Consider the following 7,563-nt stretch of genomic DNA (forward strand, 5'->3'; position numbering starts at 1 on the left):
TGATCCGGGTGGTCCCGCGCCTGCTGGCCGCCACCGTGTACGTCGGCCACGCCTCGGCGGCCTGGGGGCCGAGGCGCGGGCGGGGTGGTCTGCGGTCAGGGCTGCGGTCGGGCCTCCGTCGGGGAGAGGCGGTCGTCGACGGCGCTGCTCCGTTCGACCTGGGCGGGGAAGGATTCGATGGCCCGCCGCCGGGCGAGTTGGGCCGCAGCGGCTCCGGCGGCGGCTTCCTCGCGTTCGCACCGGTGTGCGGCGCCGGTGGGGTGCCCGGCGGGGTGCCCGGTGGTGGCGGGGTGTCCGGTGGTGGCGGGGTGTCCGCCGGCGGTTCGTCGGCGGCGGCCGAGTGCGGTGCGGGCGGCGTGTTCCTCGGCCGCCTGTCTCGCGGCCAGGTAGGCCTGGACGGCGGCCATGCCGTAGACCGGTTGGATGAGCTGGTGGCCTTTGAAGAAGGGTCTGGCCGGGGCGAACCCGGCGGCGACCACGAGGTCGCGGATCTCGGCTATCTCGGCCTCGCTGCGGGCGGTGAAGCGGACCTCCCAGCCCTTCTTGTACGTATGGCCCTGTTCGCCGCTGCGGCGGGCCGGGTCCGGGCGGCGGACGTATCCGGGCAGACGGCCAAGGCGGAGCTGGGCCGCGCGGAGGCCGGCGGTCTCGTCACGTGACATGACGCAAGCCTAGGCAATTCCCGGGGCGGGTTTGACGCCTGGAGGGTCTCCCGGCGTATGCCTTTGGTCACTCTGGGTCAGGCGGCCTGGTGGGCGATCGTTTTCGATCAGATATGACAACCTGACGACCGTCAATTACTCCGATTGAGTGAGGGTATGGGGACTTTAGTGCGAGCTGATCCCGGTTTCGCGACGGTTGGGTAACAGTGCGTCAGGTGGCCGGTGGCGGGTCGGAGCGGTTGGGGATGGTGTCCGCATGAGCTACCGGATTCCCACGCCGCCGCCGTCCCTGGAGGAGCTGGCGAAGCGTCAACAGAACGTCGTCACCGCGAGCCAGTTGCGCGCCCGGGGCGTGCCGGCCCGGGTCATCACCGAGCACTGCCGTAGTGGCGGGCCCTGGCGGCGGCTGCTGCCCCGGGTGTACCTGCTGCAGTCCGACGGGCCGACCCCGGAGCAGCGGATGTGGGCCGCCCTGCTGTACGCGGCGCAGAACGGTCGCGAGGAGGGTCGTCGCGAGGGCGCGGTGATCACCGGTGCGGCCGCGCTCGCGCTGTACGGCTTCGCCGCGGTGCCCCGGCTGCCGGCGGTGATCGGGGTGGACGTCCTGGTGCCCCGCCAGCGCCGGCTGAAGGACGCCGGGGAGGTGCGGATCCTGCGTACCGAACGGGAGTTGGTGGCCCGCTCGGTGCACGGCCTGGCCTGCGCGCCGGTCGCCCGGGCGGTCGCGGACGCGCTGTGCGAGTGGACCGTGGAGGAGGGTGGCGCCCCGATGCCGGTGCGGGAGGTGCTGCGCGAGGCCGTCTCCAGGCCCGACGGCCCGTGCACCGTAAGGGAATTGGAGTCCGAGCTGACCGAGTCCGGGCTGACCGGCGAGCCCCGGGTGCGCGCCGCGCTGGACGAACTGCTCGCCGGTGAGCGGGACTTCGTCCTGGACCGGGTCGGCGAACTGGTGGACGAGTGCCTGCTGCCCGTACCGCTGGTCGGCCCCGAGCTGCGGATGCGCGGCGGCACGTACATCGCCGTCCCGGACCTCTACTGGCCGGAGCAGGGCGTTGCCGTGGAGGTGGACTCGGACCTGCGCTGCGTCAGCGAGGGCGAGGCTGCCTGGGTGCGCGGCGGCCAGCACCGGATGGAATACCTGGGGATCCGGGTGGTGTACGTCTCCGGCGCCCGGCTCGCGGCCGACCGGGACGCGGTCGGCGCCGAACTGCGCGAGGCCCATCGGGTGGGCGGTTCGGACGTGGTGGAGTTGATGGTCGGTTAGCTCCGGATCGGATCCATCCGCACCCGGAGCCGTGGCTACCCCCGAACCGGAGTCGGAGCTACCCCCGAACCACCGGGGCGCCGACCAACTCGACCCCGGCGGCCCGCAGTTCGGCGAGCGCGGCGGCGGTGGTCGCCGGCGCGACCCCGGCAGTGAGGTCGAGCAGGACGCGGGTGGTGAAGCCGGCCCGGGCGGCGTCCAGGGCGGTGGCCCGGACGCAGTGGTCGGTGGCGATGCCGACCACGTCGATCTCGTCGACCTGCCGTTCGAGCAGCCACTCCACCAGGCCGCGGTTGTTCTCGTCCAGCCCCTCGAAGCCGCTGTACGCCGCCGAGTAGGCGCCCTTGTCGAAGACCGCCTCGACCGCGCCGGAGATGACGGAGGGGGCGAAGTTGGGGTGGAAGCCCACGCCTTCGGTGCCGGCCACGCAGTGCACCGGCCAGCTGGTGACGTAGTCGGGCTCGGTGGAGAAGTGGTCGCCCGGGTCGATGTGGTGGTCGCGGGTGGCGAGGATGTGCTGGTAGCCGGGGGAGGACTCGGCGATCAGGTCGGTGATGGCGGCGGCCACCTCGGCGCCGCCGGCGACGGCCAGGCTGCCGCCCTCGCAGAAGTCGTTCTGCACGTCGACGACGATCAGTGCCCGGTGCATGGCTCGCATCCTCGGATGTGGGGGGCGGCCGTGGTGGCGCGCCGGTGGGGGGAGCCCTCGGGAGTACTCGGCCCGCGGCGGGGCTCGGGGGTTCTCGGGGAGCTCCGGGGGAACTCTACGGTTGACTCTAGGGAGTGGCGTGCGGGGGCGGAAGGCCTGGGGCGGACCCCGGGCCGGCGCCCGGCGCGGACCGCCGAACCGCCGGACCGCCGGACGGCCCCGGGCCGGCTCCCGGTCCGCGCCGGTCGGCCGGGGCGGGGTCAGAGCACGAGTTCGGTCGGCAGGACCGGGTCGCCCTTGGAGAGCTGGGTGGCCGACAGCGGCAGTGCGGCCCGGGCCCGGATGTGCCGTTCGCGCGCGGCGGTGAGCGGTTCGCGGCCGACGGCCTGGCCGGCCCGCACCAGCGGCACCTGCATCAGGTGCGGCTCCAGGTCGGCGGGGACCGCTCCGGTGCCGACCACCTCGGCCTCGGCGACGCCGTCGGCGTCGGGCCGGCGGGCGGCCCACTTGCGGCCGCCGATGCTGGTCTTGCCGCCGGCCGCGCGCTTGGCCACCGGCACCAGCGGTCCGTCCGCGCTCTCGGCGCGGGCGACCAGCTTGTAGACCATCGCGCAGGTCGGGTGGCCGCTGCCGGTGACCAGGCTGGTGCCGACGCCGTAGCCGTCCACCGGGGCGGCGGCGAGTGCGGCGATGGCGTACTCGTCGAGGTCGGAGGTGACGATGATCCGGGTCTTCGTGGCGCCGAGGTCGTCCAGCTGGCGGCGGACCCGGTGGGCCAGCAGGGTGAGGTCGCCGGAGTCGATCCGGACGGCGCCCAGTTCGGGGCCGGCCACCTCGACGGCGGTGCGGACGGCCTCGCGCAGGTCGAAGGTGTCGACCAGCAGCGTGGTGCCCTTGCCCATGGAGGCGATCTGCGCGCGGAAGGCGTCCCGCTCGCTGTCGTGGACGAGGGTGAAGGCGTGGGCGGCGGTGCCGGTGGTCGGGATGCCGTGGGTGAAGCCGGCCTCCAGGTCGGAGGTGGCGGCGAAGCCGGCCACGTACGCGGCCCGGGCGGCGGCGACGGCGGCCTGCTCGTGGGCGCGCCGGGCGCCCATCTCGATCACCGGGCGGCCGCCGGCGGAGGCGGTCATCCGGGAGGCGGCGGCCGCGATCGCGGAGTCGTGGTTGAGGATCGAGAGGATCACCGTCTCCAGGATCACGGCCTCGGCGAAGCTGCCCTCGACGGTGAGCAGCGGCGAGCCGGGGAAGTAGACCTCGCCCTCGGGGTAGCCGTGGATGTCGCCGGCGAAGCGGTAGTCGGCGAGGTAGCGCAGGGTGTCGTCGTCGACCACGCCCTGGCCGGCCAGCCAGTCGAGCTGCGGGGTGGCGAAGCGGAAGTCCTCGATGGCGTCGAGCACCCGGCCGGTGCCGGCCATGACGCCGTAGCGGCGGCCGCTGGGCAGGCGGCGGGTGAACACCTCGAACACGGAGCGGCGGTGCGCGGCCCCGCTGCGCAGGGCGGCCTGCAGCATGGTGAGCTCGTAGCGGTCGGTGAGGAGCGCGGTCGAACCGGCCGCGCGCACTGAAGTGGCGTCCATGCGGATGATGCTACTACCACTTAGCGTCAGAGTGACGATTTCTCGTGCTGCGAGCCGGGCCGGAATCGCCCGGGGGTCCCCCGGATGGCAGCATGGGGCTGAAGAGGCGTGGACGGACCGCGCAGCGAGGAGGACCCGGCGGTGAGTGTCGCGCCCGTGGAGATCGAGCGCCCGGAGGTCGAAGGACTGCCGGTGGTGGAGCCGGACACGCCCTGGGTGACCATCGTGCACAACGACCCGGTGAACCTGATGAGCTACGTCCAGTACGTCTTCCAGGCCTACTTCGGCTACCCGAAGGACAAGGCCAGGAAGCTGATGATGGAGGTGCACACCAAGGGCCGGACGGTGGTCTCCAGCGGCTCCCGCGAGGAGATGGAACGCGACGTCCAGGCGATGCACGGCTACGGCCTCTGGGCGACGCTGCAGCACGACTGACCGCAGCACGACCGACCGCAGCGCGGCGGCCGCGGCGCGAGTTGCCGCGGCCGCGGAGCCGGTACCCCACCCGAGACGACGAAGACGGGCTGACCGATAGACATGGCTGGGTTGTTCGAGAGTGCCGGCGGCGGGAGCGCGACGATCGCGCTGGACGAGCTGGAGGCCTCCATCCTGCGCTCCCTGGAGGTGGGGATCCTGCAGCTGATCGGGCCCGGCCCGGGCGGGGACGGCGGCGATCCGCTGGCCGCGCTGTTCGCCGAGGGCCCGACCGAGGCGCCGGCCAACCCGATGCTCGCCCGGCTCTTCCCGGACGCCTACGGCGACCCTGCCGGGCCGGAGGACCAGGAGAGCCGGGCCGCCTCGGGCGAGTTCCGCCGCTACACCGAGGTGGATCTGCGGACCCGCAAGCGTGAGGACGCCCTGCACGTCGTCCGGATGCTCGACCGGCTCGGCGGCGAGGGCGGGGTGGTCAAGCTGGACCCCGCGGACGGCCTGCGCTGGCTGGGCGCGCTCAACGACCTGCGGCTGACCCTGGGCGTCCAGCTGGAGGTCAGCGAGGACGACGAGGAGCTCTACGAGCTGCCGGACGAGGACGACCGCAAGCCGCTGGTGATGGCGTACGTCTGGCTGGGGGCGCTCCAGGAGACGCTCCTGGAGGCGATCGCGGACTGATCCTGCCCGCTTCCGGGCAGGCCCCGGTCGATTCGTCCAATATGTGGACGGATGGCCGGGGCATTTCTCTTTAAATCGGGCAAACCCTAGCAGGTCATGCTCAAATAACGCTCAGATGAACACCGCTATCCGAACCCTGCGTGGTACGACTTCTCCACCCCACGAGACCCACCCAGGACGGTGCACCATGGCCGAGCAGCTCTACGACGACGTGGTCGACGCGAAACCGGACGAGGAGGGCTATCACCGGGGGCTGGGAAGCCGCCAGATCCAGATGATCGCGATCGGCGGCGCCATCGGCACCGGCCTCTTCCTCGGCGCGGGAACCGCGATCTCCCGGTCCGGCCCGAGCCTGATCCTCTCCTACGCCGTCGCCGGCGTGGCGATCTTCGTGATCATGCGCGCCCTCGGCGAACTCCTCACCTACCGCCCGGTCTCCGGCAGCTTCGCCGAGTACGCACGCGAGTTCCTCGGCCCCTTCGCCGGCTACGTGACCGGCTGGACGTACTGGCTGTTCTGGGTGGTCACCGGCATGGCGGAGACCACCGCCGCCGCCGTGTACGTGAGGTTCTGGGCGCCCGACATCCCGCAGTGGGCCAGTGCGCTGACCTTCCTGGTGATCCTCTACGCGGCCAACCTGATCTCGGTGAAGCTGTTCGGCGAGATCGAGTTCTGGTTCTCGATGGTCAAGGTCACCGCCATCATCGGCATGATCCTGATCGGCATCGGGGTGCTCACCCTCGGCTTCAGCAAGGCCGGTGACACCGCGTCGATCACCCACCTGTGGCAGGACGGCGGCTTCTTCCCCAAGGGCATCGGCGCCACCGTGATGACGCTGCAGATCGTCATGTTCGCCTACCTGGGCGTCGAACTCGTCGGCGTCACCGCCGGGGAGAGCGAGAACCCCGAGAAGACCCTGCCGCGCGCCATCAACACCCTGCCCTGGCGCATCATGCTGTTCTACATCGGCGCGCTGGTGATCATCCTCTCGCTCGTGCCGTGGACCGAGTTCCAGCCCGGCGTCAGCCCGTTCGTGGCCGCCTTCGGCAAGATCGGCATCCCGGCCGCGGCCGGCATCATCAACTTCGTGGTGCTCACCGCCGCGCTCTCCTCCTGCAACTCCGGCATGTACTCCACCGGCCGCATGCTGCGCGACCTCGCCCTGCGCGGCCAGGCCCCCGGGCAGCTCACCAAGCTCAACTCCCACCGCACCCCGGCCTTCGCGATCACCCTCTCCTGCCTGCTGATGGGCGTCGGCGTGGTGCTCAACTACCTCGTCCCGGCCAAGGCGTTCGAGTACATCACCTCCGTCGCCACCGTCTGCGGCCTGTGGACCTGGGCGATGATCCTGATCTGCCAGATCCGCTACCGCAAGGCCTGGCGGGCCGGCCACCTGCCGCCGCCCACCTTCAAGGCGCCCGGCGGCGCCTGGACCAGCTGGACCGCGCTCGCCTTCCTCGCCCTGGTCGTGGTGCTGATCGCGTTCGACTCGGTCAACCGGATCTCGCTGTACGTCTTCCCGGGCTGGGCCGTCCTGCTGGTGATCGGCTACCAGGTGCTCAAGCGCCGCAACCCGAGGGCCGCCCACGGCGTCGCCCACGACCACCTGCACGTGCGCAACGGCGGCTGAACCGTCGGCGCCGGGCCGCCACGCCCAGGTGGCGGACACCCGGTGACCGCGCTCCGGACGCCCCGGCGGACACCCGCCGGGGCGTGGCTATCCTGACCGCATGCTGACCATCACCCGAGAACTCCGCGACCGGATCGTGGCCCACGCCCGCGCCGACCACCCGGACGAGGCCTGCGGCGTGGTCGCCGGACCGGCCGGCAGCGGACGGCCCGAACGGTTCATCCCGATGCTCAACGCGGCCCGCTCGCCCACCTTCTACGAGTTCGACTCGGGCGACCTGCTCAAGCTCTACCGCGAGATGGACGACCGCGACGAGGAGCCGGTGATCGTCTACCACTCGCACACCGCCACCGAGGCCTACCCCTCGCGCACCGACGTGAGCTACGCCTCCGAGCCGTTCGCCCACTACGTCCTGGTCTCCACCGCCGACGGCAACGGCGAGGACGACCCGTTCCAGTTCCGCTCGTTCCGCATCGTGGACGGCGAGATCACAGAGGAAGACGTCCAGGTCGTCGAGGCCCACCCGGCCTGACCAGCACCCACCTGGGCGCGGGGGGGGGGGGGAAGGGGGGAGGGGGGAGGGGAGGGAGAGCGGGGGGAATGGGAGGTGGGGGTGGGGGGGGGGAGGTGAAGGGTAGGGGAGGTGGACACGGGGGACCAACAGGCGGGTG

8 protein-coding genes are annotated in these 7,563 nt (G+C 72.1%); 5 read left to right on the forward strand and 3 right to left on the reverse strand.

All coding sequences use genetic code 11. The features are described 5' to 3' along the window. Window positions 1–95: 95 nt before the first annotated feature. On the reverse strand, window positions 96–662 hold the full coding sequence (locus ACFVX9_RS04645) for a hypothetical protein (protein WP_387980375.1): 567 nt from the start codon (window positions 660–662) through the stop codon (window positions 96–98). Window positions 663–918: 256 nt separating this feature from the next. On the opposite strand from ACFVX9_RS04645, the gene ACFVX9_RS04650 reads away from it, so the two are divergent. Further along, window positions 919–1,926, forward strand: coding sequence for a hypothetical protein (locus ACFVX9_RS04650; RefSeq protein WP_387980377.1), 1,008 nt, complete (start codon window positions 919–921; stop codon window positions 1,924–1,926). A 58-nt stretch (window positions 1,927–1,984) separates the two neighbouring features. Here ACFVX9_RS04650 and ACFVX9_RS04655 read toward each other — a convergent pair whose 3' ends face one another. Beyond that, window positions 1,985–2,575 (reverse strand): isochorismatase family protein, encoded by a 591-nt coding sequence (locus ACFVX9_RS04655; protein WP_380479605.1) that lies wholly within the window; start codon window positions 2,573–2,575, stop codon window positions 1,985–1,987. Window positions 2,576–2,835: 260 nt separating this feature from the next. After that, window positions 2,836–4,152, reverse strand: a complete 1,317-nt coding sequence (locus tag ACFVX9_RS04660; protein ID WP_387980379.1) for a nicotinate phosphoribosyltransferase — start codon at window positions 4,150–4,152, stop codon at window positions 2,836–2,838. 141 nt (window positions 4,153–4,293) lie between these two features. On the opposite strand from ACFVX9_RS04660, the gene clpS reads away from it, so the two are divergent. From clpS to ACFVX9_RS04680, 4 genes are all read left to right on the forward strand, one after another. Further along, on the forward strand, window positions 4,294–4,587 hold the full coding sequence (gene clpS, locus ACFVX9_RS04665) for an ATP-dependent Clp protease adapter ClpS (RefSeq protein ID WP_063351371.1): 294 nt from the start codon (window positions 4,294–4,296) through the stop codon (window positions 4,585–4,587). Between the two features lie 102 nt (window positions 4,588–4,689). Next, entirely contained in the window at window positions 4,690–5,262 is a 573-nt protein-coding gene (locus tag ACFVX9_RS04670; protein ID WP_380335166.1) for a DUF2017 domain-containing protein, read from the forward strand. A 187-nt stretch (window positions 5,263–5,449) separates the two neighbouring features. After that, entirely contained in the window at window positions 5,450–6,892 is a 1,443-nt protein-coding gene (locus tag ACFVX9_RS04675; protein ID WP_363370278.1) for an amino acid permease, read from the forward strand. 100 nt (window positions 6,893–6,992) lie between these two features. Continuing rightward, the gene (locus ACFVX9_RS04680; RefSeq protein WP_063349211.1) at window positions 6,993–7,424 is read left to right on the forward strand and encodes a Mov34/MPN/PAD-1 family protein; all 432 of its coding nucleotides are present in this window, start codon (window positions 6,993–6,995) and stop codon (window positions 7,422–7,424) included. Window positions 7,425–7,563: the final 139 nt, after the last annotated feature.

The organism is Kitasatospora sp. NPDC058243, assembly GCF_042882025.1.
In the GTDB taxonomy this organism is placed as follows: domain Bacteria; phylum Actinomycetota; class Actinomycetes; order Streptomycetales; family Streptomycetaceae; genus Kitasatospora.

Coding starts and splice junctions, on each gene's coding strand:
- ACFVX9_RS04645 (WP_387980375.1), bottom strand. CDS start 662: ATGTCACGTGACGAGACCGCCGGCCTCCGCGCGGCCCAGCTCCGCCTT.
- ACFVX9_RS04650 (WP_387980377.1), top strand. CDS start 919: ATGAGCTACCGGATTCCCACGCCGCCGCCGTCCCTGGAGGAGCTGGCG.
- ACFVX9_RS04655 (WP_380479605.1), bottom strand. CDS start 2,575: ATGCACCGGGCACTGATCGTCGTCGACGTGCAGAACGACTTCTGCGAG.
- ACFVX9_RS04660 (WP_387980379.1), bottom strand. CDS start 4,152: ATGGACGCCACTTCAGTGCGCGCGGCCGGTTCGACCGCGCTCCTCACC.
- ACFVX9_RS04670 (WP_380335166.1), top strand. CDS start 4,690: ATGGCTGGGTTGTTCGAGAGTGCCGGCGGCGGGAGCGCGACGATCGCG.
- ACFVX9_RS04675 (WP_363370278.1), top strand. CDS start 5,450: ATGGCCGAGCAGCTCTACGACGACGTGGTCGACGCGAAACCGGACGAG.
- ACFVX9_RS04680 (WP_063349211.1), top strand. CDS start 6,993: ATGCTGACCATCACCCGAGAACTCCGCGACCGGATCGTGGCCCACGCC.